20 protein-coding genes are annotated in these 26149 nt (G+C 53.1%); 7 read left to right on the top strand and 13 right to left on the bottom strand.

Features of this window, described 5'->3' with window-relative positions; all coding sequences use genetic code 11:
* Positions 1-193 precede the first annotated feature (193 nt).
* The 4 genes from LOC67_RS19295 (at position 194) to LOC67_RS19280 (ending at position 6037) form a co-directional block, all read left to right on the top strand.
* On the top strand, positions 194-1354 hold the full coding sequence (locus tag LOC67_RS19295; protein WP_230264367.1) for an AAA family ATPase: 1161 nt from the start codon (positions 194-196) through the stop codon (positions 1352-1354).
* A complete protein-coding gene (locus LOC67_RS19290) occupies positions 1351-2751 on the top strand; it encodes a DUF58 domain-containing protein (RefSeq protein ID WP_230264366.1) in 1401 nt (466 codons plus the stop codon). The genes LOC67_RS19295 and LOC67_RS19290 overlap by 4 nt, the downstream gene beginning before the upstream one ends.
* Positions 2751-5162, top strand: a complete 2412-nt coding sequence (locus LOC67_RS19285) for a transglutaminase-like domain-containing protein (protein WP_230264364.1) — start codon at positions 2751-2753, stop codon at positions 5160-5162. The genes LOC67_RS19290 and LOC67_RS19285 overlap by 1 nt, the downstream gene beginning before the upstream one ends.
* Positions 5163-5620: 458 nt before the next feature.
* The gene (locus LOC67_RS19280; RefSeq protein ID WP_230264362.1) at positions 5621-6037 is read left to right on the top strand and encodes a hypothetical protein; all 417 of its coding nucleotides are present in this window, start codon (positions 5621-5623) and stop codon (positions 6035-6037) included.
* Between the two features lie 306 nt (positions 6038-6343).
* Here the strand turns inward: LOC67_RS19280 and LOC67_RS19275 are convergent, their stop codons facing one another.
* The 4 genes from LOC67_RS19275 to LOC67_RS27770 form a co-directional block, all read right to left on the bottom strand.
* Positions 6344-7963, bottom strand: a complete 1620-nt coding sequence (locus LOC67_RS19275; protein ID WP_230264360.1) for a PQQ-binding-like beta-propeller repeat protein — start codon at positions 7961-7963, stop codon at positions 6344-6346.
* A gap of 301 nt (positions 7964-8264) precedes the next feature.
* The gene (locus LOC67_RS19270) at positions 8265-9695 is read right to left on the bottom strand and encodes a hypothetical protein (RefSeq protein WP_230264359.1); all 1431 of its coding nucleotides are present in this window, start codon (positions 9693-9695) and stop codon (positions 8265-8267) included.
* Positions 9696-10423: 728 nt separating this feature from the next.
* On the bottom strand, positions 10424-11020 hold the full coding sequence (locus tag LOC67_RS19265) for a hypothetical protein (protein ID WP_230264358.1): 597 nt from the start codon (positions 11018-11020) through the stop codon (positions 10424-10426).
* Between the two features lie 245 nt (positions 11021-11265).
* On the bottom strand, positions 11266-11715 hold the full coding sequence (locus LOC67_RS27770) for an RHS repeat domain-containing protein (RefSeq protein ID WP_410001161.1): 450 nt from the start codon (positions 11713-11715) through the stop codon (positions 11266-11268).
* A 116-nt stretch (positions 11716-11831) separates the two neighbouring features.
* Between LOC67_RS27770 and mnmD the strand changes: the two genes are divergently transcribed.
* From mnmD to LOC67_RS19250, 3 genes are all read left to right on the top strand, one after another.
* Positions 11832-12602: a tRNA (5-methylaminomethyl-2-thiouridine)(34)-methyltransferase MnmD gene (mnmD, locus tag LOC67_RS19260; RefSeq protein WP_230264357.1), complete on the top strand. Its 771-nt coding sequence runs from the start codon at positions 11832-11834 to the stop codon at positions 12600-12602.
* Between the two features lie 132 nt (positions 12603-12734).
* Positions 12735-13364, top strand: a complete 630-nt coding sequence (locus tag LOC67_RS19255) for a hypothetical protein (protein ID WP_230264356.1) — start codon at positions 12735-12737, stop codon at positions 13362-13364.
* Positions 13361-14548 (top strand): cysteine desulfurase family protein, encoded by a 1188-nt coding sequence (locus LOC67_RS19250; protein ID WP_230264355.1) that lies wholly within the window; start codon positions 13361-13363, stop codon positions 14546-14548. Before LOC67_RS19255 ends, LOC67_RS19250 begins: the two co-directional genes overlap by 4 nt.
* 34 nt (positions 14549-14582) lie before the next feature.
* Here LOC67_RS19250 and LOC67_RS19245 read toward each other — a convergent pair whose 3' ends face one another.
* The 9 genes from LOC67_RS19245 to LOC67_RS19205 all read right to left on the bottom strand — a co-directional run bounded on the left by LOC67_RS19245 (position 14583) and on the right by LOC67_RS19205 (position 25960).
* On the bottom strand, positions 14583-15464 hold the full coding sequence (locus tag LOC67_RS19245) for an immunity 26/phosphotriesterase HocA family protein (RefSeq protein WP_230264354.1): 882 nt from the start codon (positions 15462-15464) through the stop codon (positions 14583-14585).
* Positions 15465-15533: 69 nt separating this feature from the next.
* Positions 15534-15788, bottom strand: coding sequence for a hypothetical protein (locus LOC67_RS19240; protein ID WP_230264353.1), 255 nt, complete (start codon positions 15786-15788; stop codon positions 15534-15536).
* A gap of 26 nt (positions 15789-15814) precedes the next feature.
* Positions 15815-19390, bottom strand: a complete 3576-nt coding sequence (locus LOC67_RS19235; protein WP_230264352.1) for an RHS repeat-associated core domain-containing protein — start codon at positions 19388-19390, stop codon at positions 15815-15817.
* Positions 19391-19427: 37 nt separating this feature from the next.
* The gene (locus LOC67_RS19230; RefSeq protein WP_230264351.1) at positions 19428-20192 is read right to left on the bottom strand and encodes a hypothetical protein; all 765 of its coding nucleotides are present in this window, start codon (positions 20190-20192) and stop codon (positions 19428-19430) included.
* A gap of 17 nt (positions 20193-20209) precedes the next feature.
* A complete protein-coding gene (locus tag LOC67_RS19225) occupies positions 20210-20623 on the bottom strand; it encodes a hypothetical protein (RefSeq protein WP_230264350.1) in 414 nt (137 codons plus the stop codon).
* On the bottom strand, positions 20620-22059 hold the full coding sequence (locus tag LOC67_RS19220; protein ID WP_230264349.1) for a DUF2169 domain-containing protein: 1440 nt from the start codon (positions 22057-22059) through the stop codon (positions 20620-20622). Before LOC67_RS19220 ends, LOC67_RS19225 begins: the two co-directional genes overlap by 4 nt.
* A 48-nt stretch (positions 22060-22107) precedes the next feature.
* The gene (locus LOC67_RS19215) at positions 22108-23223 is read right to left on the bottom strand and encodes a DUF2169 domain-containing protein (protein WP_230264348.1); all 1116 of its coding nucleotides are present in this window, start codon (positions 23221-23223) and stop codon (positions 22108-22110) included.
* An 84-nt stretch (positions 23224-23307) separates the two neighbouring features.
* Positions 23308-25272 (bottom strand): type VI secretion system Vgr family protein, encoded by a 1965-nt coding sequence (locus LOC67_RS19210; RefSeq protein ID WP_230264347.1) that lies wholly within the window; start codon positions 25270-25272, stop codon positions 23308-23310.
* A 205-nt stretch (positions 25273-25477) separates the two neighbouring features.
* Complete coding sequence (locus LOC67_RS19205; protein ID WP_230264346.1) at positions 25478-25960, bottom strand: Hcp family type VI secretion system effector; 483 nt, start codon at positions 25958-25960, stop codon at positions 25478-25480.
* Positions 25961-26149 lie beyond the last annotated feature (189 nt).

The raw sequence follows: 26149 nt of genomic DNA, 5'->3' as shown, positions 1-26149 counted from the left end.
TGGAGTCGAAAAACGCAAACTTCATCGCAGGGCAAAGTTTCGCTAGTGATTGCGATAACGCCCGCATGAATCTCTCTCGCTGACTTTTCCGACTTATCCAATTTCCGGCAACCGGTTCTATCAGCACGCAGTCGCAGCGACCTAGTCGTAGCGGTACGATTGTAGGTAGCCCTGTTGCTTTTGGAGGAACAGCGTGTTCACCCAAGAAAACGATTTCGGGTCCGAGTCTGCGGACCAATCGCCTCCTACTTCAGGCGAGCAGCATCACTCCGAATTGAATCGAGAGCACGAAGCGATGACAGCTGGCAGCGACCCTCTAGAGACATCCGTTTCAACCGCCGAAGTCGTCGCGAAAGCTGGCTCTGACGGACAACCCCCAAATAAGCAAGACACTGGTCAGCAAAGCACTGATCAGCAAACCCCTGATCAACTGCTGGCCAAACTTGAACAGGTCCGTGATCAACTGCAGGGCGTCATTCGCGGCAAGGCCGACGTTATCGATTCCGTGCTGACATGCATTCTGGCCGAGGGTTCGGTTCTGCTGGAAGACGTCCCCGGAGTCGGCAAAACAACACTGGCGAAGTCGATCGCGTCGCTAATCGACCTGGACTTCAAACGCATCCAATGCACGCCTGACTTGCTTCCTTCGGACATTTTGGGCAATGCGATCTTTCAGCCCACCAGTGGCGAGTTTCATTTTCGGCGTGGTCCGATTTTTTGCAACTTGTTGATCGCTGACGAAATCAACCGTGCGTCACCGCGGACTCAAAGTGCGTTGCTCGAAGCGATGGCCGAATCGCAGGTCACGATCGATTCGTCGCAGTACCGATTGGAACGACCGTTCATCGTCATTGCCACACAGAACCCCAGTGGCTTTGAAGGCACCTATCCGCTGCCCGAATCACAGCTGGACCGATTCTTGTTCAGACTGTCGATGGACTATCCGGACGTCGAAAGCGAAGTTGACTTGTTGCTCGATCAAGCCGCCAAAGATCCGTCAAGCGAACTGACACCGGTGATGCACCGCGATGAACTGGCCAGCTTGCAACGCTACGTTCGTGAAGTCAGCGTTGATCCCAAAGTCGCGCGCTACCTTGTCGAGGTAGTCAATGCCACTCGGCAAGACAGTCGACTGCGTGTCGGATGCAGCCCCCGTGGATCAAAGATGCTGCTTCGTGCTGCACAAGCAAGGGCAGTGCTCAGTCGCCGCAGCTACGTGTTGCCCGACGACATCCAAGAAGTTGCCGTTGCGGTGTTGGCACACCGAATATCGATGCGATCGGTTTCCGGGTCATGGAACGATGCTGCCGCAGTGATCGACGAACTGCTCCGCCAAACTGAGGTGATTGTGTGAGTCTGGACGTCTCGGGCGAATCAACCGACCGAGGTTCAGCTTCGGCGGGCTATTCAGGACGCCCCGATAATTCAGGACGCAAAGGGATCTCGACCAAGGGGACTCCACCGGTCGGCACCCCGGAATCCGATGCGTTCGACATGAATCGGCAGATTCAAATTTGGCTTCGACGTCTGCGTCAAACCATTACCGCGCCACTGCGTGGATATCTATCGCTGCGAAACAGCATGACGTACGCGTCCGTGTTTGCGCTGCTAGGCGTATTCATGACGCTGAACGTTATCTGGGGGTTCCCTTGGAGCGGCATGATGGGAGCGTTCTTTGCGATCCTGATCGTAGGGTTCAGCATCAATCGCTTCATGCGTCCTCAGTTGAAAATCAATGTTTCGCTGCCACGCGTCGCCGTGGCAGGTGAAGCGTTTTCCCTTAGCGTCCGCCTTTCCAACCCACGTTTATTGCCGGCGATCAACCTGCGAGTCGGCTTCCATCGCGAGGGCTTGCGTGCGATCAGTCGTGCGTTGCTACTGCGTCACTGGGACGCGTCGCCACCGGTATCGGTCATGATTTTGCGAAGTGGCGAACAGATGCAGTGGCACGGTGCGATGCGATTCGATGCGCGTGGAATCCACTCGCTGCCTCCATTTCGAGTCGTCTCGTCATTCCCATTTCACCTTTTTCACTATCGATCAGAACTGGACTGCGATACCAAGATCGCGATCACTCCCATACCAGCGAATCCTCATGATGACCCGACGTCACGAATGATGCTGGCGGAGATTGGTGACTGGACTCAGCAGCTCGTCGCCGGTGCACCGGTTGAGTATGTCGGTAATCGAGAATACCAAGTCGGTGTCCCGGTCCGCCGTTGGGATTTCGCCTCGTGGGCGCGATTGGGACGCCCCATCGTTCGCGAATACCAATCGCCATCGATCCAAGCGGTCACGCTGATTGTGGATACGTCACAGAAGCGAATTCCTACCGACGCCAATAACGCGGTGGAATTGACAGAAGATCAACGCAAGTTCGAAAGACTGATGTCGATCGCGACAACGGCAATTAACGAGATCACGAGTCGCCGAGTGCAGCTCACACTGCATGTGACCGACCAGCCAGACCAAGAAAGCTTCAATAATCAACAAACGTCAGGTGAAGCATCTGATTCGATGCTGATACGACTTGCCGCCGCCAAACCGGTTTCACCAGAAAAGGCTCAAGCGGAAATTGCCGAAGTGCTCGAAGCATGTCGCCGACGGCCCGTGCTGATCCTTTCGATGTTCGGTCTTGATTCACCGGAACGAACGGAGCTTGCCAACTTGGTTCCGTCGACGGCCAAATACATCACCGTCGATGATCAGCCCAACGCGTCGACTGTTTTTTCCGATCGAGGGAATGATTGATGGCCACCAAGCCTGTCCACCGACGACGCGCGATGATCGCTGCGGATGACGTTCGACCACAACGTTGGCGAATTGCCATCCTGCCGACAATCCTATTCATACAATCCGTATTTGTCGGTTCGGCTTTCGGTACGCTTGGCTTTACGATGTTGGTGTTCGCTAGCGCCGCGTCCTTAGTTGTCGCCATCGTTTATCTGATGGGCGGATATGACGGCTTGACCAAAGACATCGTTCAATCGGCATCCGAATCCGCAACACGATCCAAAGGTCTAAACGCCTCTCGATCCGGCAAGAAGCACGATTCACAAGGCTCACGTCGCAAGAGTGCTTCGTTCACCAAAGCCGAAGCGATGCGAAAACGTCGGGCCCGTTTTCGATTGATACGAAAGTTCGCTTCTCCGATTCTGCTGCTGCTCATCACGCTCTTTGGTGTCCTTTCACGTGTCGACGCACACGTCTCTGGCAACATGAACTTCGTTGCCATGATTGTGGACTCGGTCGCACATGGCACGCTTTTTGTGTCCCTGGGCTTTTGGGTGCTCAATCCCTATCACGGGCATCCCGCAATGTTGGCGTGCGGCTTGATAGCGATGTTAATGACCGTTACCGGCGGCGGAGTCAGCCACACCATCAGCGGCCAGTTGGTCGCCGCACTGGCAACCCTGGCCGGATACTTGGTGGGTGCCGAACATATCCTCAGCCGGACGCAACTTTTCAACTCGATTCGCAAGCGGCAGAAACTTTTTACGCGGCGATTGAAATCCCGTGAGCAGCGTTTCAACAACGGGATGCATGAAAAGGCGAAGGCTCCGTTGCCGATATCAACCGTTTCAATAAACAGCGGCGACAAGCGTAGTCCAATGCTGTTTTACATCCTGGCATTTTCGCTGCTGTTGATGTCCACAACGGCCGCAGGTCATATCGCCAACAATATGGTTCCTGGGCTTCGCGTTGACTTGCTCGATCGGCTTAGTGATTCACTGGAGCGAGTCGCGGGCGGATCGATGATCGGAAGTTCGCGATACGTTCGCGGAAGCCGCCTGGGGCAAATCCGTCGACACATGGTCGGTGACCCAAAGGAAATTGCATTGCGGGCATTCGCCGAAAACGAACCCGGATACCTTCGTGGTACGGTGTTTGATACTTACCGACGCGGTGCCTGGGCTCCGATGACGGAACGGACCTACAAAAGCAGAACGACCGACGTGATGTACCTCCGGTCCCGTTTCGTCGACCCGAACGAGCCAGCAGAAACACCATTGAAACGTGGTGGCGACCAAGACGACCGCCTTCGTTTTTCGGTCCGAAAGAATCCGGAAAGCGACATCGTTGGGACAGTCGAAGTTCACAATGTCCCGATGAAAGGCCAGTTTGTCTTTTCCGCCCTATCGACCGAGTGGATCGAAGCATCCGTCTACGGCATTCGCTTGACTCACCAAGATGTCATCACGCAAGGCGTCGATACACAACGGCCATACGTGCTTGGAATCGGGCCAGAACCACCGTTTGAGGAACTGCCACAAATTCGTCGCAACGTCATGCTGCAGGTTCCAGCAACCTTACGTGGTTTCATCAAATCGCTTTCCGAAGATGTTTGCGACGGCCGACTGACAGCTCGTTCGAAAGCCAAAGCGATCGAAGACTACTTTCAAAACAACTTCAAGTATTCCTTGGATAGCCACCCAAGTCCCCGAGATGTCGATCCGGTCGCCCATTTTCTGACTTCAAAGCACCCCGCGCACTGCGAATTCTTTGCCTCCGCAGCAGCATTGATGCTGCGTACCGTCAACGTTCCCACTCGTTACGTAACCGGATATGTGATGAGTGAGTTGAGCGACGATCGCGAATATTACATCGCTAGAAACCGGGATGCACATGCGTGGATCGAAGCCTACGACGACATCACGGAGCGATGGTTTCCGGTCGAGGCGACTGTTGGACGAAGCTATCGAACATTCAGCGATCCTGAAAGTTTGACCGATGAACTCGGCAGCGCTTCGGATGGCTTTTTTGAAGAAACCGAAGAGCGTTCGATCCTTGCACGGCTGACCGGTTGGTTGCTCTCGTTTCGAACATCAGATTCGCTAACCTTCCTGTTCCAAGTCGCACAGCTACCGATGTTCGGGCTAGTCGTCATCCTGCTTTGGTTCCGGCATCGACGCAAACTGATGGCGTTCGGTGATCCTGCAGAATACGAAAGCCGTCAAATGCTGTCCCGCGTCGATCGACGGCTTCGCAAACACTCGCTGGTCCGTGGGCCAGGCGAAACGCTGCACCAATTTGCAATGCGTGTCGAACAGGCCGCGGACGAATCCACCGATCCTCAGCTGCTTAGTCGAATCGCCACTTGGTACCGCCGATTCGCCGATGATCGCTATCAGGGAAAAATGCCGGAACCGCTTGGGGCGTAATTCTTTGCCCGTGGACGGTCACTGAACGATCCAATCGACCAGCTCGGCAAATCCGAGCTCACATCTTCTTTTGCCCCGGGAACCTTCCATAGTCCCCGCAGCGCGAAATCTCCCGGGCTCGAATATCTGCACAGCGAATTTGCACAGTGATACAGGCGGCACAATGAATCGCCTTGGACTGGTTCTAGAAGTCGACTTACCCGCCGCTAGATTAGCTCTCGATCGTTGCGATCGTTACCACCGGAAATCTTCGCTAGATATCAACCTTCCTTTAAACGGAATCTAGTCGCCAATCGGAGTTTCTTACCTAATCCGCGTGCTAACTTTTTGTGGCCCAGCGTTCAACCGCCTACCAGCACGAACCATCGCTAAACCTTACCAGATCGACATAGCTGACCGCGTCGTTCTGGCACCCGCACGGGGCCGGATGGTTTATTTGAATCACAAGGACTATTTGCATGCCTTCGACAGCTGATTCCAACCCTACTGTCAACAACGCTTCTCAAGAAGTTGTCACGATCGACCGACGCACCCCCGGTGCAGAACGCCGTGGCGGCGATCCAAACGCGACTGATGTTGGAGCGATGACCAATCCGCGTCGCAAGAAACAGCGTCGTCGCCACATCGATCCGACAACCTGCGAGCGAGACTATTCGAATCCAGAAATCGAATTCATGCGAGCGATGGACGACTACAAACGCCGCAGCGGACGCATGTTCCCAACCTGCAGCGAAGTCCTCGAAGTGATCAAGGAACTCGGCTACTACAAACTTAACGACGACCAAATCGACGCCCTGGGCCTCGACGAATGTGACGAGGACTCGGTTGAATGGGATGAGTCCTGGGACGACCAAGAACAAGACAGCGTTGAATAATCAGCCGAATTAAACGTCACGGCTGCGGTTTTAAGACTGATCGACCGGCAAGCGAAGTGACCTCAACAAGACAAGCCAAATAAAAAACCTCCGACCGCTGGTCGGAGGTTTTTTTGTGTCGTTTGATCAATCGGTTTTCGACTTGTTTTGCTTAGCAACCGATCTCACCGATTGCCAATCCGCAGCTTTGTGACTTGGCGAATTCAGGTTGGATGCATAGCCAAGTCGCCTTGTATTCTGCAAAACCAGCGGGAAAGAACCCTACTTTCATGGAGCGAAAGGCGACGATTGAAATTCAACAGCCTGTTAGTTCCCGAACGGGTCGCCGCCGAACGGATCGCCGCCGCCACCGGCAGGTGCACCGAAGGGATCGTCCATCTGACCGCCATCGTTACCGCCAGCACCGAAGGGATCTGCTCCAGCTCCGCCGCCAAATGGATTGTCGCCACCAGCGCCGAATGGGTCAGTTGTAGGGTTGGTTTCTGCAGGAGTGGATGGCGTCGTTTCCTCTTCAACCGCAGCTTCAGGTACAGCGTCGTCGGGATGCAGGATACTCGGGTCTTTGCTACCGATGGGGCGTAGACACTGGGCGACTCCGCGTGAATCGACCACATACAGTCGATCGGTTAGCCGGTTGATGGCCAGAAAGTCAGATTTCGCCAACGGAACAACGTGACTTATCGATCCGTCTTTGACATTGATCGAAGCGAAGTGACCGCTCATCAAGCGAACAAACAGTTGACCCGGAATCCCACCTAAAATCTTCGCGACGCTTCCCGTGGGTTCGTTCCAAACTGGAATCCCAGACGTTTCACTAAGCGCGAACAGGTTTCCGTAGGCCGAGTTCACAAAGACTTTATCACCCAACAGAAACGGTGTGTCATAGAACGGCTCACCCAACGGTTGGCTCCAAAGAACGTCGCCCAATCGGGTCGCGTGGACGGCGTAAGCCTGGCCGCCTTCACTTGCGAAGAAGAATCGGTCGCCACCAGCGGCTGCCGGACGACCACTGACGATACCGGCGGTATCGAGCCTGAAAATGACCGAGGGAGAACTAGTGACGTCCATAAAATAGACGAATCCACGATCGGTACCCCATGAGACGATTGGCGAAGTTGGGGATTTCGCCAGTGGCTCCAAAGCCAATCCTTCCACGGTTTGCATGTATCGAACCGTCGTGACTTTTTCTGCCAAGTCAGACAGGCGGTAGCCTTCGACGCCTTTTCGGATGGTCGGGACGAGGACAAACCCGCCGGAATTGATCGCGCCGTACAGTGGCACGTCGATTGTTGCCTTTGTATCGATTTCGCGTCCATCAGTCGCATCAAGCAGAATGATGTTTCCGCCGTTGGGCACACTGATGTACTGATCGTCGATGCCCAGCTTTCCATAGTTCAGCTCTGGGTTGCCAACTTGAGACACCCAAATCGGCTGTCCTGATTCGGCATCGCGGCAATCGACCGTTCCGTTGGAGGCGACCGTGTAGACGTAAACGCGTGGCACCGAGGTCGTGCGGATTGTCGCCCCCGGAACGCGGCGAGCCATACGAGTGACTTCACGGCGGGCCAATCGTTGAGCTTCGTCTGTGCCGACCGCTTGACCAGCGGCGTCCTTCTGGTCGGTTGCGATCCGGAACATTACCGGTGCTTCGCCGCCCTCAGGAGCGGGCCCGACGACTTCGACGTACTCGCGGGGATTTGATTTACTGACATAGATCTGAAAATCAACAATCGACTGAGCACCGTAGGCGACACGCAGCTGTCGCCGCCAAGCTTGCTCTAGCCCCAACTGCGTTGCCACCGAAGGCGACATCAGTTCGCCCGCGTTGACGGGTTTGGGCTGCGGAACGGCAAGGGAGCTGGCAACGGTTAAACAGCATGCCAACAGAGATTTGGCGCGGAACATCGTTTTGGCGCGGTGCATCATGACTGACGAATCTTCGGCGTCGAATTTTGACAAGTAAAAAAGGGTAGGTCCTTCCCGTCGCTAGCACTGCCGGGCTAAGCCCCGCAGGGATGCCCTTACTCCAGCGAACCCGTAGGTGCGAGTTGGGCGATTTCGTAGGAAAGGTCCACAGTAAATTCTAGTCGGTCCCTAGCGGTTGACCAATGAAAGCTGCCGTTTTTGCTGGTAGGAGGCATTTTCCAGTCCGATCAGGCGATGAAATCGACTTTCAGGCATCGCAAAAGCCAGGGCATCATGGTCTCGATTTCTGGATCCGGCCGTCTTATTCGGAACAACAGGGAAATCCCAATCGATCTTGCTCGATCAGAGCCGCCCGCAATTTACTGAACGCCAATGACGATAGACCATGCCCCCCGCCAGACGTCCTGTCCGTTTCGGTGGACTGCGAACTGCCCGCCAGACTAGGTTTATCTGGCGGCCCGGAATTCTCCAATCGCTGCGCGTCCAACAAATACTGTGCGATGTGCCCCCGCTCGGCGATCGAAATCCGATACACGGAACTGCTTACCGACATCCAGTTCAAAAGCTCTTCGACGAACTTCTCGCCATACTTCGCACCAAGGCGGCTTTGCTTGGACGCTTCAGGCAAAGATGAAACGGCAGTTTCTGAAACGCGAGCCGACTCGATCTTTTCAATTTGCTCACGAAGACGCTCCAATGCGCCGACAGCTGTCGTGTTGATCATCCATCCGAATCGGGGGGACTGAGGAGCGTACCTCGCCGCCATCAATCGGATCAGCAGACGTGTGGATCGTTTCCGAAGGGTCGCGCTGGTGCAGTTTCGACTGACGGCGCGAAGCCGACTGGCATCATGCGGCAATTCCAAACTGCCAAGCACTATCGCTCGCTCCTCGTCGCTAAACGAGGCCCTTTGCATGGCTTCATGAATCTGCCGAAGCTGATACTGGCATTGGTCGACATGCTCGACATAGCCATCATGCCCAAAGCTGGATTCGGCCGCCGCATTTGACGACGGTTCCATCCACTCTAAACAACGGTCCAGCGAAAGCTTGGGACGCCCGTCGCGAACCGCCTCTGCGACGCGACGCATCGTGGTAGGGTGAAAGCGAACCGGCTGTGCCAACAGGAAGTCCATCACCGTTTGCTCGCTTTCGTCGATCGACAATGAACGCCCAAGATCGAACTCCCGCTGCTGAAGAAGCCAATTGAGTTTATGGACCAGTCGCCCAGCCGAGACAGGAATTTGCAACGACTCGGCAAACCGGCGGCCTCGCACATTCTTGACTGACTCACGCAAGCTTTTATCGACGTAGGTCGCGAACTTGGTCCCGCGCGAGACATCAAATAGGATGATGGAACGTCCCAACGTGGGCTCGATCTCTTCGGAATCGATTCCCGCGTTTTGACTGATCGAATGCGACAAGGGAAGGAAGCTCGCATACAACGTCCAAAAGGACTCAATCGCGTATTCCTTGATCGACTCAAATGCGACACGTTGCTTTGCGGATAGCTGCGTGACCCGAGGCTGGATGAAGGGGATCACTTCCGGCAAATAGTGAAAAGGCTGTCGCCGGCTCGAATCATTCGAATCGACCCGTCTTCGCACCGACCGCAGATTCACACCAAAGGAATTGACCAAACCGACTTTAAAGATGTCGATCCGATGTAAATGACGGTCGAGATCACATCGATGATCCGATTCAAGGGATTCCAACGCGACTGGAATTGTCATGTCGCACCTCGCAGATCGAGGAACAGCCTAGAAAAGATTCCCCTCGCCCGTTTGTGGAGGAGAACTGGACCGGAGATCCAAATGGCCGACTACCCAAATTCTAACAAATCTCACACGGACGAATCAAATCAATGTCGGTTCAGAATCGATCAAAGGCGATTGCACCGAAAGAAATGCCGCGAACGAGACTTTTGCTAACTAGTCGACATCCTAACCAGATTTGAGCAGATTATTCTTCACTCCACACCTGGCTGTCGCTTCCTGCTTGAGAAGGCTCAACGTCGTTTAAGTTGGAAGAGCTTGCATGAGTGCCAGTTCGGAACCTAATCGCATTAATCCAGGCAAAAGAGGAGGCGAGTATTCGATCGACAACACGGTTTTGAGCTGCGCCCGCCACAATCGGTCGCGAGGCTGCCAGGAAGTCGTTGCCTACTGGGAGCAATAAGTCAGTCACATGGTATTTCCCACATCACTCCGTTGTTTTTTCGGGCGAGTCACCTCAATCGACTTGATTGAGCCACGAGCAGTGGCTCGGAACGAAGATAAAGTAGAGCGAACTGATTTCGATAACTTGAATCGGTCTGAAATTCGATGTGAGTCTTTAGCGAGCGGAAGATTCCACAAACTTCTCGCTTGCCAAGAGGTTCTTCGATCTCGCATTCCTCGGCGACGTAGCGAACCAGTTGAGGTGACCTGTTTTCTTCTTCGAGGTTGCGATAAAGAAACCGTCAGTCAGTGTTCTCGCCGCTGCCTCGCGGTTCATGCTTTAGGGAATGTACGGTTGCGTCATCCTCTCTCTTACTTTGCTTGAAAGCATCGAGTTTTGAAAGAACTATTTTGTCATGTTCACGCATATCCAGAATTCCATCAACGCCTTGTAATCCATCAAACAATCTGCGCACCCTGTGCCTTAAGTCATACGCCTTGCGGAATTGCTCGACCATCTCTGAATCGACATCGTTGTTCGTCACAGATTGGTAGGTAAACATCCAAGTCCTTCCCCCCCTCGTAATTGTAAGTGAGCATACAACATCATCCGGGCTTCCACGGCCGATCCATATCGGATTCTCTTTGAACGGTCCATTCCGAACAGATTTTGCCAACTCCTCCAGTCGCTCTTTTGAAACTGAGAACTTAACAACCTTTGGATCTATCATCCCAATCGTAAGCACCGCATCGCCCTCGGAATTGACGCTGAGAAACCACGATTGATGGAATTGCATTCCGCCAGAAGCACTCGCGGAAATTGTGATTGGCAATTCTAGTGCCGCACTGCTTGGCATCTCGATCCAGCTGAAAGTAAGTGGTGGCAACAGAATGAGCATCTGGCATAGAATCCGTGAAATCGGATTGCGACTATTCGGTACCACATATCGCATCTTTAATCTTTTCATAGTCATCGATTTTCTCTTGCAGCTCCCCTTTACAGGCTTGATCACGACAACGATCAAGACCGCTCCGCATACATTCAAGCTGTTTCTGTTAGGCGATACACTCTCGTTCGTCCTGCTCGTGTGGTTTGAGCCACCATGGCGGCTCATAGCGTTCCCTTTCTCTGCTGTTCAATATATCATCGAGTCTTTTCATGCTCTCTGATGCAAACCGCAAGAATCGCATCCGCCTGCATGGAATCAGACTTTGGAATACTCGCGCAGGCAACTTCCTTGCCTTTGCAACAAACGACAAAGCCCGCTTTCTTTGTTTTGAATTCTCCGTAGACCTGTGTAAAACAGTTAGCCGCCTCTCGTGACGAAATCCCGCTCGGTGGAAAGCCCACAATTACCATTCCTTCACCAAACGAACCAGTGTCAATCACCAGTGAACTGTTTTGCTCAAGACCTCGTGGCCCCAAGAACTTGAGCGGAGAATCACCAACATATGACCTCAAGTTCTTCCCATTGCGATACGCTATCGGATCTCTGGAGCAGAATCTTCCCCTGCCGGTGTGATAGTACCGATCTCGGAAGTACTGAAGCCCTGTCTCACCGTCATGTGAGGTGGCCCCGGGCTTCGGGGTCATCGAGACAGAAAGAGCACTTCGCCAGGGAGCCACAATTAAAAAATCGCCAACGGTCGCTAGAATGTCGGGGATTCAGACGCCGTTGCAATTCACCTTCACGCTGATCGTCGATCACGATGCCAATCCCTATCCGCGAGACTTTTGCTACCGACCGACCGGATCTGCAAGTCATGGTCACCGATGACGGAAGCCGAACGCTTTTGAAGACCGGAACACACGATTCGTTTCATAGCGGCTGTGGTGCGTTATCTGAAACCAAGCATGTCTACTTGCAAAATAGCGGAATCGCCACACGTCTCACTTCACGGCAGCCCACCAGTGTGCTTGAAGTCGGCCTGGGCACCGCGATGGGATTACTCGTCACGCTCGAACAATCTCTGCTTCACGACACCGAGCTTTATTACGCGGCCTTGGAAACCGATTGGATCGCGGCTTCGACGATGCGTTATCTCGATCCAGAGACTTGGTCAAGCTACCCAGGTTTGGTCGATCGATACTTGGACTTTCGCAGCTCACACGCAAACACAACGGGACCGGGTACCTTTCGTTGGTCGGTCGATGCAAAACGAACGGTGGATATTCACCTGACCGACGCGTTAAATTGGAGCCCCGATCATTCACAGTGCCCCTGTCACTTAATGCCCTTTGATGCGGTGTACTACGATCCGTTTTGTCCCGATACTGCCCCCGAGCTTTGGACGAGCGATTGTTTCAAACGCATGCGAACATACGTCGCCTCACACGCGACATTGACCACGTACAGTTGTAGTCGAGTGGTCCGAGATGCGATGTCGGCCGCCGGCTGGGACGTCGAACGTGTTGCGGGCCCGATTGGCGGAAAACGCGAAGTGCTCGTCGCGACTCCGGCCATAAATCACATTGATTGATTCGCCGGCGATCGATTCGAGGGCATTCGGGACGGAGCAGTTTGTGATTCGAGCTTTCTTAATCGACCGACTTTGTTACAAAAAGGTCCTGTTCATTCAAACGACCATTCGCCTTTCGATCCCCACCGCCTTATGTCCAACGTCCAAATATCCGGGAACGTTCAAGTCGGGTCGATCGACGCCTCTTGCTCACTGACCGACGCGATCCGTGACACGTTAGCGGTCATCGAACGACGATCGCGTCGTCACCGGAACATGGTGATCCAATTCGTTGTCTGTTTCTTGCTGGTCATAGCTGCGTCAATCTGCTTTTGGGACCTTCGATTTTTGATCGCATGGTCATTGATCATCGTTCTCGTTGGCATCCATGTCGCCCGAGACACCGCGATAATTCACGCTTGGCTTCGTGACATCGTCGATCAAGTTGAAAAGGAGCGATTCGACATCGACGTTTTGAAGGAAGCTGTTTCCACAAATCCAAGTGTTCCGCAGCAGACATTAGGGGCCATGTTGGAGTTGCTTGATGGCATCAAAAAGCCACTACAAGACAGCGATTCGAGCGAATCATTCGAAACCATCCGACAAGGAATCAGACGCAACAGTATCTACCACAGCACGTTGATCCTGTTGGGGGCGACGACCTTCGCGAGCACGCTAGCGTTCGTCGGTCTGATGTTTATCTTTAAGGAAACTTGGTGCTACGTCGGATTTGTCAGCTCCCTGGTGATCTGGCAGATCACTCGATTCCTGGGTCGATCATGACAAACGAGATCGATTTGCCGATCTATCTTGATCACGCCGCAACCACCCCAATTGACCCTCGGGTGCTGCTAGAGATGCAGCCATTTCTGGCCGATCGCTTTGGCAACCCGGGAAGCCGCGATCATCGATTCGGATGGGACGCGAATGATGCGATCGAAAAGGCTCGATTTCAAATCGCGAATTCAATCAACGCGTCGCCCAACGAAATCGTTTTCACGAACAGCGCCACCGAAGCGATCAATTTGGCCTTAAAAGGAATCGCCTTCGCAAACCGGAAGCAACAGCAGCGGATCGTTACCAGTCCGCTAGAACATGCTGCCGCACTGCAAACGTGCCGACAACTTCAGCGTCACGGTGCCATCGATGTTGATCAAGTCCCGGTCGACACCTACGGAAACATCGATCTGGATTGGCTGAACGAAACAGCAAAGCGGCCTAGTGTTTTTGCGATCGCATTGATGCATGCGAACAACGAAATCGGCAACCTGAATCCGATGGAAGCAATTACCGAAATCGGCATCCGGAACGAGGCACTGGTATTCTGCGATGCTACGCAATCGTTTGGCAAAGTCGCGATCGATGTGCGTGACATGCAAGTTGACTTGATGGCGTTTTCATCGCACAAGATTTACGGCCCCAAGGGTGCAGGTGCACTTTTTATACGCGGCGGTATCGCCAGGATTCCATTGGAACCGCTGGTCGTAGGCGGCAGACAAGAACGAGGTTTACTGGCTGGAACTCAAAACGTGCCGGCTATCGTCGGCTTCGGCAAAGCCTGCGAACTCGCAGCAGAGGAAATGCAGCAACACCAAACAGAACTTCAGCGATTCCAAACACAGTTCGAAGATCGATTGCGAAGCTTGGCGTCAGATGTGTCGATCAACGGCAACGTCGCCTACCGACTTCCCAGCATCAGCAATGTTCAATTCCCCGGCGTTGACGCAGGAGAGCTGATTCGTCAAATGCCAAGCATCGCTGTGAGCCGACGATCCGCTTGTGCGACTAAGGAATCGTCCGACAACCATGTGTTGCGTGCGATGGGACAATCACCTGAAGCCAGCCGAAGTGCCATCCGTTTCAGTTTCGGAAAACAATTCCCTGAATATCGCCAGCAGAAAACGTCTGCCCAAGAGATCGCTGCCATTGTCGCCGCGGCGTATCTAAAACTTGTAGCGAATGTTTAATTACTTCATCACGCGATTCACTGCATCACAACCATCAGTGATTCTCTGCCCAGAATTGTTCGATCTTCTGAGTGGTATCGGTTGCGAAGTAGCCTGACTGGTAATCCTTTTTGAAGACTTTGTCGTAGAACGCCGCTCCTTGATCGGTCAGCAACTCCGAATGCAAGGCAAAGTCCGCTGGCAGTTCACCTGATCCGAATTCAGCCAATCCAGATTTGGACAGCAGTTTCTTCTTTTTCAGAAACGTCAAGACTTCTACCATCGAACCCAATTCGCCTTCGCGTAGATCCGGATGCGAAGCGCCGATATCGGCATAGAGCCGATAATCTTTCGGCAACTTGCTGGAATCGCGGAGTGTTTCCACGAATTCAATTTCTGCGACGAAACACGGCAAACTGTAGGCGACCTTTTTAACCGGATAGCCATCTGGAACCGATCGGTTCCCAATTACCTTCCAGTGGCTCCAATATACGCCTGTCTGTTCGACTCGGAACTGAGCCAAAGGTTTCGCCTGCATCGCCAGTGCGAGGTTGGGTGTCCCATCGGACACGCAATCAAGAACCTCGACAACAACATCATCGCGTTTTAGCACCTCGACGACTTGACCATAGATCGTACGATGCCCACCAAGGGGAATCGCGAGCAGGTCGCCTAAGACGGCCTTTGGTTTCGCAGGACGCTTTTTTGTTTTGACACTGATCGCGGAAACCGCCTTGATCGGGTCCTCGACCAAATCATCGAGGTTTTGATTCAATCCCTGCTCCAGATGGTATGTCAGTTCAGCAAGACTCGGTTGCCGTCCAAGTTCTTCCTGATAATGCAGTGCAAACTGCTGCAAAAAGTCAGCACAAACGTCCAAGCCGCTATCGCTAAAGTAAAGCCCGGCACCATCGTTTTCTGTTTTCAGCCAACCCATTTTGTATCCTTCTATCCGACCGCGATGACTCGCGTTTGTCGCTGTAGTGACATCGAACGTGATCGTAGTTTATGCCTTTGTCTTTGCAGATACCGACACAAGATCCTTGTCTTGGCCTTCGCTGCAATACCGACCGAGATCTGAACGCAGAACGATTTGAAGGCAGTTGCACAACTCGGAAAGCTGAGGCAAACGATGCAGTTCCGAAGATTTGTACTCGACGGCAAACTTGGCCAGAAACTCATTCGTCATCGATTCAGCAGCATCGCTGGTGTCGATGGCTTGCTTTCCCTTCGTGACGCTAGTCCACTTCGTTTTTGCCATAATTCACATCCTGTAAACGACGTGGCCTATTTGGAACACTGACCACGCTTCGACTTGTCTTTACTTTTTTCGTTTTCCAAGAACTCGTCAACATAGGGTTTGCCTGCCTCCATGCGCGGCTTTCGCACGTTTGGATCACGGTTGGGCGACATGCTGTTGATTTCGTTCACCAGAGGCCCTGTTTTCAGCTTCTGGCCTTCGCTTGGGTTTTTGATACCGTAGTGTTCGATTAGCCCTTGTTCAATTCCTTTGGCAACTCCGTGCCGCACCCGAATCTCGTTGCCTTCGGCATCGGTTAGCGGCATTAACACCCAGTTTTTACGACTGGGATCTTGCCTGTGCTGTGACTGTCGATCGGAGACATCCTGTTTTGTAATCCCGGTGTAAATCACATCACCGTCAGGCTTATTCCCCTCTCGGACGACATAAACGGTTTCATCTGATGGGCCGGATTCAACCCCGGCCGCATCGAGTCCGAAAAAGTCGACCCAAAGACAGGGGTTTGGAACATAGGCGTATTCCAATAACCCACCATCAAGGCGAATCGGATCACGCGAAATGTAGACCGCAGTTTCTGGACTGTAGTATCGAAATCGGTTGTAGTGCAATCCGCTTTCGGCATCAAACCATTGACCGGGAAATCGCAAGTCGCAGCGTAGTTGCGAATCTGAGCTAAGTTGCTGGCCAACTTGCTCGTCAATCTGCCCCCAGGCCAGGTAACTCGCATGCCAAACGACGTTTCCCTCGGCATCGATAAACTCGCGTGGCTTGCCGACTTGGTCGGTGATGCAGGCGTAACACTGACCGTTTTGTATTGTCGCAAGCGGTGCTAGTCCTTCGGGTTCGTAAACCCAGGTATCAGTTTGCGTCGACTGTTGATCGCGGACCTCGTGGATGATGAACCGGTCGTCCCAGACAAATCGTGTTTCGCAATCGGGGCCACGTTTGCCAACTCGCCTGCCCAAGGCATCGTACTGGTATTCCCAGCGTTGGTCGCCGGGGCAATGGATCGCCCTTAAAAAGCCTTCACTATCCCATTGATAGGTCCACACCTGTTCCGAATCGGTACCGGGATGTGATGTCTTTTGGACCAAACGGCCTTCGGCATCATATTGGTATTCGGATAGTCCTTGGGCCAGCGTCTGGTTTGCCAATCCGAGTTCGACCGGATGCTGCCCATTGATGGGCGATGCTTTGCCAGAGACGATCCAGCTTGAACGAGCCCCGTCGGGCGTGTACTCGAATTGCTCGACCGCTTGATCGATCCGATTCGCCTCTTTGAGACGACCGACGGAATCATATTCATACCGCGTCGTTCCGTATCGAGCATCTTCGACGGTTAGCAATTCATCCGCATCGTCGTATGAATAGCGACGATGGACCATCACCGAATCTGAGAGGTAAAGCTTTTCAGGATCGCTGGGATGATCCCCGGGACGGCCAACCCATTGTTCGGTCAGTTGCCCAGAATCGCCATAAGCCAATTTCATCTCGAAGCTGCCGTCTCGCAGCCGATTGGTTTCGCGAGCGGCATAGTCATGCTGAAAGTCGAATCGGTCGACGCCATTGATCAACATCGATCCTGGCGTCAGGGCTGACTGGTATTCGAATTGAACATCAAGCCCCAGATCGGACGAAAGCTTCGTTCGAATCCCAAAGCCATCGTAGTCACTAGTGATAGCGACGCCATTCTGGGATTCAACAACGATGCGTCCCAGTTCATCGCGTTCGAACTGAACTTCGCAGGCGTCGTTGACGGCGGCAACCATCAAGTTAAGTTCGTCGTACTGGTACTCTTTGATCTCACCTTCGGAATTGGTAATCCGAGTGATCTGACCTGCGATATCTCGATCGAACTCGGTGACCTCACCGGCGCCATTAGTCACCGAACGGATCAAACCAGCGGCATCACGTTTGAGCTGTAGTGTTCGACCGTCGTAACTGATTTCCCGAATGGTCTTTCCATCGGCATCGTATTCATAGCGATACGTTTGCGTCGCGTTGATCGAGAGGCTCAGCAAACGCCCGGGTTCAGTGTCCCATCGATAGCGGATCCGCCGTCCGTCCGGCTCAGCCACTTCGGCGATGCGGCCACATGTTCCGTAGGTATAGGTGCGAACAAGCCCATCGGATCCTGACTCCCGAATGCGGTTTCCGGCGCGATCGTATCGAAAACGAGTCGTTCGACCTGTCGAATCACTGACCGAGGTCAGGCGGAACATCGCGTCATATGTCAGTGATGTTTCCATCCCCACATGATTGACTCGCTTCGTTTTCTTGCCGAAGGCGTCGTAGTCAAACTTGACGACCGTTCCGTCACAGTCTTCAGTGTGGACGGGATCGCCAAACGCGTTGTATTCGAAACGCTGCTGCTCACCACGTGCGTTGACATACGATTCAAGATCGCCGTTGCGGTTCCAATGGAACTTTCCGGTTGATCCGCAGGGACCGTTGACTTCGGCAATACGCCCTTGTCGATCATATTGACGCTCGATCACGGCCCCATTGGGCAGCGTGACCGAAGTGATTTGACGACGAGCGTTGTGTGTGTACGCAGTCGCTTGTCCCAAAGCGTTCGAAGACATGGCAAGATTGCCAACTTCGTCATACACGTTCGCTTCGACGCCGCCGTTGGCATCGACCGACTCGGTGATTCTGCCATGCTCGTCATATCGTCTAAAGGTTGTCGCGCCGGTCGGAGAAACCTGCTGCCAAACCTGACCTGATTGCAGCCAATGATACTTTGTCGTGAATCCGTGACTGTCGGTGACCTCGGTCAGCCGGGTCGCTTCGAAGTAACGAAAACTTTTGAAGTCATAGTTTTCTAAACCAGTTGCGACAACGCAGCGGCCTTGTTGGTCAAACTGAAACGACCACACCGCACCGTCTTTTTGAACAACACGGGTCAGCCGTCCGTCTGCTTGATATTCATATTGCTCGCTCGCACCCACGGGGTCGCGAACGGATGCTAGACGCCCCAGGCGATCATACTCGTAATGCATGATGGGTCGATTATCACCATCACTACCTTGGGCCCCAAGCACAATCAGCCGCCCTGACGTGTTGTACTGGAACGTCAAAGCACGTCGCTCACGCCGCTGTGCTGCTCGCACCAATTGATCTTGTTCGTTGTAGAAAAGATCGATTGCAAATCCGGCCGTGTTTTCGATCGCACGAAGCTTCATCTCGCCTTGCAAAACGGCTTCGAAAACGTAGCGCGTTACAAGGAAGGTATCGGTGTTCCAGGACGTGACGACGAACTCGCCGGTATCACGACGAGACAACTCTAAAAAGGCCCCTAGCGAAAGGACGGGAGTGTCCGGCCGAAGACTATCGAGGGTGCATCCGAAACGAATCGCCCCGCCCGATTCGTCAACAAACTCGACCGTGCCTTCAACTTGGCGAAGGCGACAAGACAACGATCCGGCCCAACCTTGTCCGAAAATCCCAGGTTCACTTTCCAGCAACGCCGTCGAGTAGTGCCGTGTGAATTGCAGCGGCATACGGCCATTGATTTTGAAATCCGTACTCGCTTCGAATAGGACGCCAGATGCAACATCAACGGGGTGCCCCGCACTGACCGCGCCTTGCTTTGAAGTCATGACCTTTCCTGCCGCTCAATTAAGACATCAAACTGGATTAACGGCACCCGCAATCACTTCTTCCTTGCATTCGCTTCAAGCCACCTTGAATGCTGGCACTGACAGCCGATTTTGCCGTGCTCACGGCGAGCTGACGAGCCAGTTGGGCCATCGACATTCCGACAAGCACATTCGAAAAACCAATCGTTGCGGCATTCGGAACGACCGGAATGTCACTGCAACTGGTCGCCATTAGAGGACAAACAAATGCCAGTGGCCCGCCGTTGACCGTTACCGTTGGGCTTCCGACCGCAGTCGAACCTTGAGCGCCGGGAAAAGGAATCGGGGGCATCAGAAGCTTGACCCAGGTCATCCACTGTGTGAATGCACCGAACGTTGAACTGATCGTCGATAGCGTGGTCATCGTGTTGGTGGTGTCGATGCCGGTGACATCTTTGACGAACTTTTCCACGCTTTTGGGTTTGGGAATCATCGCAGCGATCGCCGCGATCGCGATGTTGGCAAAAATGGTTAGCGTCATCAACGTCATCCCCATCGCGACGTTGGTCAGGTACCTTTTCCAGTAAGGCATATTTGTCGGTGTCGGAGGAACGGGAGCACCTTGGGGAATATGAAAAAAGTACCCCATCGCACCGACACCGCATGCTGGCATCCCATTGATCAACACGTCAGCCTTTGGGAAGGCAGGGGTATGCCATAGGTAAATCGGCCCGAAATACGGATGCACCGGGACGCCCACGACAGCATGAACGTCCACGCCGACGACGGAATCGAATAGCTTTGCTGCGGGATAGTGTGCCATGACGACCTTTTCGCCACCTAGCGAGTCGCTTTGGTGATTCGGATTGCCCCGGTCAATCGCGTGACTTGGTATTCCACGTTCAATTGATCACCGGGAGAGACTTCTTCGTACAACGGTTTATCGAGCGCACATTCAGTTTGTTGCTCGTTAATCTTAACTTTTGCGATGTAAGCTTCGGGCGTTTCTTGGACCCGGACAATCTGTTGATTGCCGATCGGCTGACTGAAGCTGGAGGTACCCGCTTCCTGAAAATACTTGCCCACCACGATCGCGTTGCCGTGATGTGTCGCCAGCCCCATGGTGTTCATCGCGGTAAAGGCATAGTACCCAGCCACTGCAACGAGCAGACAGCCTGACACCACATAGATAAATCGATTCGGGCCAGGCAAATTCGCAGAATCAAAATCGGATCCGGTTTGCTCGCTTGTCATGCGACAGTGACCTCCATCATTGGCATTTCAGGCAACCAATCCAGGCCTGGATAGGGAACCGCGGCTCGCCATACCAAGTCCACTTGGCGATCTTCCATCCGAATCTGAACCGTGTGCAGGACGACTTCGGGTTGCTGTGGTCCGCTCCCGATGTCCAACCCCAGCAGCGGACGCTCGCCCGGCAACTGGAAATCGAACTGGCCCTCCGCTGTCACGCCACGCGTCGATACGTGCTCGCTGCCATCGAGGAATTCTAAAACCAGCCCCGGTGATGCGCCGTTAAAGAATCGAAAATCCATATCTGGAATTTGCGCATCCAAGTACTGTTGACGCTGTTCGTCTGGAACCGCTTGCGCGTACATCTGCCGAAGCTCTTGTTCGGTCGCGCGATCGGCGGGCATGATCCCTGCCAGCTTCGCACGAGGCTGGCAATACTTTGAGTACCAACCGAAACCCTGCGGCATCGGCTGCCTCTCCCAAAGGTGATAGTCTTCAACACAAATCCTGTCGGGCGTCAACGGATCATTGGGGTCTTCGATGTTTGGCAAACGCAGACCATCAAGTGTTTTCTTGGTCGCTTTGACCGCGAATCCCTTGCCTAGGTGATTGCGTGGATAAGGGTAGGGCAAATTGGAATCGCTATAGATATCAACGCCACCATAAGCATTCTCGTATTTCAAATCGATCTGCTCAAAAGGCGCCGGATCGGAAATCTGAGGTGCTTGACCGGCACGATAACGACATTCGCGGTCGCCGATCATCAGAAGGTGTTTTTGGAATTCACCAACCGCCAACGAAGCGATCATCTGCCGCGTGGTTTGCCCAGCCGGTGCGTATGCCTTGCCTAACAACACGACGTCGGTTGCAAGCTTGAACGGACAGAAATCGCTTTCCATTTTGACCGACGTGTTCATCGGATCGTCGAAAAACAAATCTCCGGGATTGATCGGCTCATCTTTGGAAGCACGAATGCAGCGAGTTCCCGTATTCAGGTCGTAGGTGCGTTTGACTAAGATCGAGAGAACATGTTGCCCCTGGGGTGTTTGCCCCGGCAGAACGATTTGCTGTTCTTCACGACCATCGGTCCCGGTCGACGCGGGTTGAGACTGTTGCTGCTTTTTCGCAAGTCCATCAGCAAGCCCTTCGATCGAAACGAGAAACTCCGTTGACCCCGCCACGATCCGGTCGCCATCAGCTATTTTCGATTCGGTAACCCGCTGTCCGTTAACGATCGTGCCATTGCTACTTTGCAAATCTCGCAACGCACAACCGGTTCGACCGTATCGCAATTCGAAGTGCAATGATGACATCGCCGGATCGCTGGCGACTACGAAATCGGCATACTCCGACCGACCGATTTTCATCGATCCGTCATTGCGTCGCCAAAGCTTTTTGCCGGTCGCGGGCCCTGCGATAACGGTCAAGACTATTCGCATGATAAAAACGCTGGAACAGTTCCGGTCGAGCATCGATTGCTCAACGGCCTATGTCGCTGTCGCCTCCAGGTTTTCAATTTGCGTCAACCAATGGCGATCGTTCTTCGCTAAAGAACCTCGCCAGACCAAGTCGACTTGACGATCCTCCACTCGAACACAAACCGTTTGCAAAACGGGCTGCAATGATTCTGGACCGTTACCGATATCCAATGTGATCTGTGGTGGCAGCCCAGGTAGCTTCGCCAGCAACAGCCGATCCGGAGTCATGTGATGAATCGCTAAGGTTTCATCACCACTCAAGCGATCAAATGCCAATCCGATTGACGCGCCACTGTTGAAACGGATATCGAAACTGGGCAGCTTGAATTGCCGAGCGAGAGCGATTTGATTTGCGGGCACCAATCCCAAGGATTCTTCGCGCATCGTTTCATCTGGATCAATGAATCCTGGAACAGATCCGACAAACGAACAGCGTGGGTACCATGTTTTCTGAAACCAGCCGAATCCTTGCGGCAGGGGCAATCGGTTCCAAGACCCAACCGATTCGAGACACAATCCTGCTGGAGTGATCGGGTCGTTGGGATCTTCTAAATTGGGCAGCGGCAAACCGTCGATCGTCTCAGCCGTATTCTTGCAAACGAACCCTTTGCCAAGATGGTTTCTTGGATAACTGAATTCCAAACCGGGCTCGCTGAGCCGATCAACTCCGCCGTACGCATTTTCATATCGGATCGGCATCACAGTGAAGGGTTCCGGTGCAGAGAATTCCGGGGCTTCGCCTTCGCGATAGCGACAAAACCGATCTCCGTACACTCGAATCATTTTTCGTTTCGAGCCAACATCAACAGCAACGTCTAGTTGTCGAAGCGGCTTGTCATCCGGCGCATGTGCTGATCCGACAACAACAAGGTCGGTGACGGTTTTAAAGGGAGCAAGATCCGATTCAAACTTTACCGAACAAGTTTCCGGATCGCCTTCACCGTAGTACTCGTCGACCTCTCGGATCGGAGCGTCATCATCACAGCGTTCCAGAATTCCGTCATTGCCGATCGCGTACGTTTGCTTTGTGATGACTGCAAGGACCGATCGCCCAGCATCATCGACGCTAGGCAAAACCATCGTTTGACGCGGCTTTTCGGTTGCAGGGACAGAGGGGTCAGTCATCAAAACAAAGCATGGCGTGATTAGTGATTGCGAGTTGACGCAGGTTTTTGACACATTACGTGAAAGGCGACCAGTTAGACGATGCTAATTCAGCATGATCATTCCGCCTTTGATCATGTTGTTCGCCTTGGCTTTGGAAAGCACCATGGCCCCTTCCATCACGTTGTTGTTGTCAGCCTTGGATGTCACCGCGGCTCCGTGAATGTTGACCGATTCTTTCCCATCGATTGCGATGTTCATTCCGCTTAACTCGATCGTCCCGTCCGCCTTCATCAATAGCTTTGATTTGCCGACTTCTAGTTTGATCTCGGTCGCAGCGGTGATATGAATGTGCTGTGTTTCTGAATCAACGAGGATTTCCTTGTTGACCGTCGTCGATGACATTCCTTTGGTGACTGTGCGGCTCCAGTTTCCTTCGGTAACCGTGATCGAAGTATCTTTCTTGATCGTTTCGGTATGAGTCCCATCGACATCGATTGATCGATCGTTGTGAACCGTTTGCCGGTCATCGTGCTCGACCGTTGAATCCATGTCGTACTCGGCATGCAGCCTGATCAGCTCATTGCCTTTGGTATCGTCCATGATCAATTCGTTGTAACCGCCACCACCTTTGGTGCTGTTGGTTTTTACACCGCTGATGTTCTTTGAATCCGGCAAGCCATAGGGCGGCATGTTTTGAGCATGGTAAACACGCCCGGTAATCAGAGGACGATCGGGATCGCCTTCCAGAAAACTGACCACGACTTCTTCACCGATCCGGGGCAGACTAATCGCACCAAAACCGGCTCCAGCGTGACTTTGCGAAACGCGAATCCAGCAGCTGCTGTTGTCGTTGTTTTCACCATATCGATCCCAGTGAAACTGGCATTTCACACGGCCGAACTCATCCGGATAGATCTCTTCACCCGGAGGGCCGGTAACGACAGCGGTCTGAATCCCACTGATGATCGGCTTGGCCGTGCTGCGTGAAGTCCGAAAGACACGGGCGGCCGGAATACAACTGAGGGAGTTACGATAGATGAGCGAATTGTCGCCCCCGGTTTCGTATGCCATCGGCTCGCTTGCCATGTGCTGGATCGAGGTCAAAACAAAGTTTGCGCCTTGTTCTGACGGATCACGATGCTCGCCCACGGTGAAGCGACCGCCAACTTGGAACGTCTTGCAAAAGCTTGTTGCCGAAACGATATCGTGACGAGTCTCCTCGGCTTCGATACGGACACGGGTTTCTGAATCACCAACACCTTTGTCTTCGTATTCACCTGGATAGTCGTACAACTCGTAGTTGCTGATGTCGTTCAAGTTAACAACGCTACTACTGTTGCTGGCCAACGAAGTGCTGGGTGTCTTAAAGTTGTAGTCGGTTTGCGCGTACTTGCCGGGGATGAACTGATACTTGCGTTCCCAACTGGTCAAGTGATCTTGGATCGCGCGTGAACCGAGGTCATCGGGGTAATCAACCCTGTTTTCCGGAAGGTCGTAGTACCCGGTCTGGTGATCGGCAATGATCATCTTGTGGGCACCTTCGGAATGTTCAAAGAAGAAGAACATCCCTTCCTGTTCCATCAGCCGAGTCAAAAAATTGAAATCGGTTTCACGGTATTGAACGCAGTATTCCCACTGCTTGTGATCGAGCTGAAACTTAGGCGTGTAATCGGCGAACGAGTAATCACCCAGCACTTCACCGATGATGTCAGGAACGTTCTGCTCCTGAAATATCTTGCAGTCGCTCGTCTGCGTCAAAAACCAGAGCCACGGTACCACGTTGACTCGGTAATTACGTCGATTCTCAAAATCGATGTCGCCGCGTGAGAGGCTGTTGATGTAGCCGTGCCAATGACGTCGGCTCTTGTCGGGAAGCTCGATACTCCATCCGATTGCCGTGCCGACGAGGTCTTCGGGCTTGATTGCCGGATCATCGCTGATCAGATCCAACTGATAGTTGAACAACCGCCCCATTTCTTCGGTGCCCGAGAATGATGTCAGGAACAACACATCCTCACCAAGAACCGTGTTGAGATTCAGGAGACGGTTTTGTTGTTGCAGTGCCATCGTTCAGTCACGAATAGTTCGGTACGAGAAACTTCAATAAAGATTGTCGGCGATATGCCTGATGCGATCAATGATCCTTAAGGGAAGGAAGGTTGATCGTTGTTCGCTAGCAGGATTTAGCTTTCTTGCATGCCGTCTAAAAAAACAAGCCCGTCCGCCCGAAATCGGCGAACGGACCGTTGTCATGTTGGCCGTAGCGGTTGAATCAGCTTTCGCCTTCTTCAACTTTCCAGCTGTACTCGACGTTGCCTTTCTTCTTGCCCTTGGAATCGTTCTCTGTGTAAGTCACTTTGATTTCTTCGAAGTTCATCGAAAAATCTTCAACTGGAACGGATTCGCTTTGGCCGGCACCACTGATGTTGTAGCTGGTGACCAGAACATTGGTCAGCGTGTACTTGTAGTAAGTCACGCGGCCTTTGTCGGTGTAGGAAGCAGTCAGATCGATTTCAACCTTGGGGTAAACCTTGCCCTTGCAAACCGACTCGGCAATCTTGGGACTTGCCTTGTCCAATTCCTTGGTGCAGGTCAAGTCTTCCATGATCACGTCGCCGCGACGACGCGATGCTCCGGTTCCGCCACCGCCTGGCTGATGAACCGCTTGGCCGAACGACAACAAGTCGCTCCAACCCTTGTGGTCTTTGTCTTTCGATTCGCCATCGACACCGTCGAATTTGATGTAAGCAGCCATGATTCGTCCTAATTTGCAGAAAGGTCAGAAAGTAAAGGTGAATATTGTTTGGCGAGGGGTGTCGCCGCCATGCACACTACCGTTCTCGCATGCACCCTCGGAAAGTTTCCTATCACCCAAGAAAAAATCTGACTTTTTCCGTGGACTCGAAATACCTCGTTTTTTGCCGCCTTAAACGAAGCAGTCCGG

This window comes from Stieleria sp. JC731, assembly GCF_020966635.1.
Lineage (GTDB): Bacteria > Planctomycetota > Planctomycetia > Pirellulales > Pirellulaceae > Stieleria.
The sequence above is the reverse complement of the archived record's forward strand: the minus strand, read 5'-3'. Positions and strand labels throughout refer to the sequence as shown.

Coding starts and splice junctions, on each gene's coding strand:
- LOC67_RS19285 (WP_230264364.1), top strand. CDS start 2,751: ATGGCCACCAAGCCTGTCCACCGACGACGCGCGATGATCGCTGCGGAT.
- LOC67_RS19280 (WP_230264362.1), top strand. CDS start 5,621: ATGCCTTCGACAGCTGATTCCAACCCTACTGTCAACAACGCTTCTCAA.
- LOC67_RS19275 (WP_230264360.1), bottom strand. CDS start 7,963: ATGATGCACCGCGCCAAAACGATGTTCCGCGCCAAATCTCTGTTGGCA.
- LOC67_RS19270 (WP_230264359.1), bottom strand. CDS start 9,695: ATGACAATTCCAGTCGCGTTGGAATCCCTTGAATCGGATCATCGATGT.
- LOC67_RS19265 (WP_230264358.1), bottom strand. CDS start 11,020: ATGCTCATTCTGTTGCCACCACTTACTTTCAGCTGGATCGAGATGCCA.
- LOC67_RS27770 (WP_410001161.1), bottom strand. CDS start 11,715: ATGACCCCGAAGCCCGGGGCCACCTCACATGACGGTGAGACAGGGCTT.
- mnmD (WP_230264357.1), top strand. CDS start 11,832: ATGCCAATCCCTATCCGCGAGACTTTTGCTACCGACCGACCGGATCTG.
- LOC67_RS19255 (WP_230264356.1), top strand. CDS start 12,735: ATGTCCAACGTCCAAATATCCGGGAACGTTCAAGTCGGGTCGATCGAC.
- LOC67_RS19250 (WP_230264355.1), top strand. CDS start 13,361: ATGACAAACGAGATCGATTTGCCGATCTATCTTGATCACGCCGCAACC.
- LOC67_RS19245 (WP_230264354.1), bottom strand. CDS start 15,464: ATGGGTTGGCTGAAAACAGAAAACGATGGTGCCGGGCTTTACTTTAGC.
- LOC67_RS19240 (WP_230264353.1), bottom strand. CDS start 15,788: ATGGCAAAAACGAAGTGGACTAGCGTCACGAAGGGAAAGCAAGCCATC.
- LOC67_RS19235 (WP_230264352.1), bottom strand. CDS start 19,390: ATGACTTCAAAGCAAGGCGCGGTCAGTGCGGGGCACCCCGTTGATGTT.
- LOC67_RS19230 (WP_230264351.1), bottom strand. CDS start 20,192: ATGGCACACTATCCCGCAGCAAAGCTATTCGATTCCGTCGTCGGCGTG.
- LOC67_RS19225 (WP_230264350.1), bottom strand. CDS start 20,623: ATGACAAGCGAGCAAACCGGATCCGATTTTGATTCTGCGAATTTGCCT.
- LOC67_RS19220 (WP_230264349.1), bottom strand. CDS start 22,059: ATGCGAATAGTCTTGACCGTTATCGCAGGGCCCGCGACCGGCAAAAAG.
- LOC67_RS19215 (WP_230264348.1), bottom strand. CDS start 23,223: ATGACTGACCCCTCTGTCCCTGCAACCGAAAAGCCGCGTCAAACGATG.
- LOC67_RS19210 (WP_230264347.1), bottom strand. CDS start 25,272: ATGGCACTGCAACAACAAAACCGTCTCCTGAATCTCAACACGGTTCTT.
- LOC67_RS19205 (WP_230264346.1), bottom strand. CDS start 25,960: ATGGCTGCTTACATCAAATTCGACGGTGTCGATGGCGAATCGAAAGAC.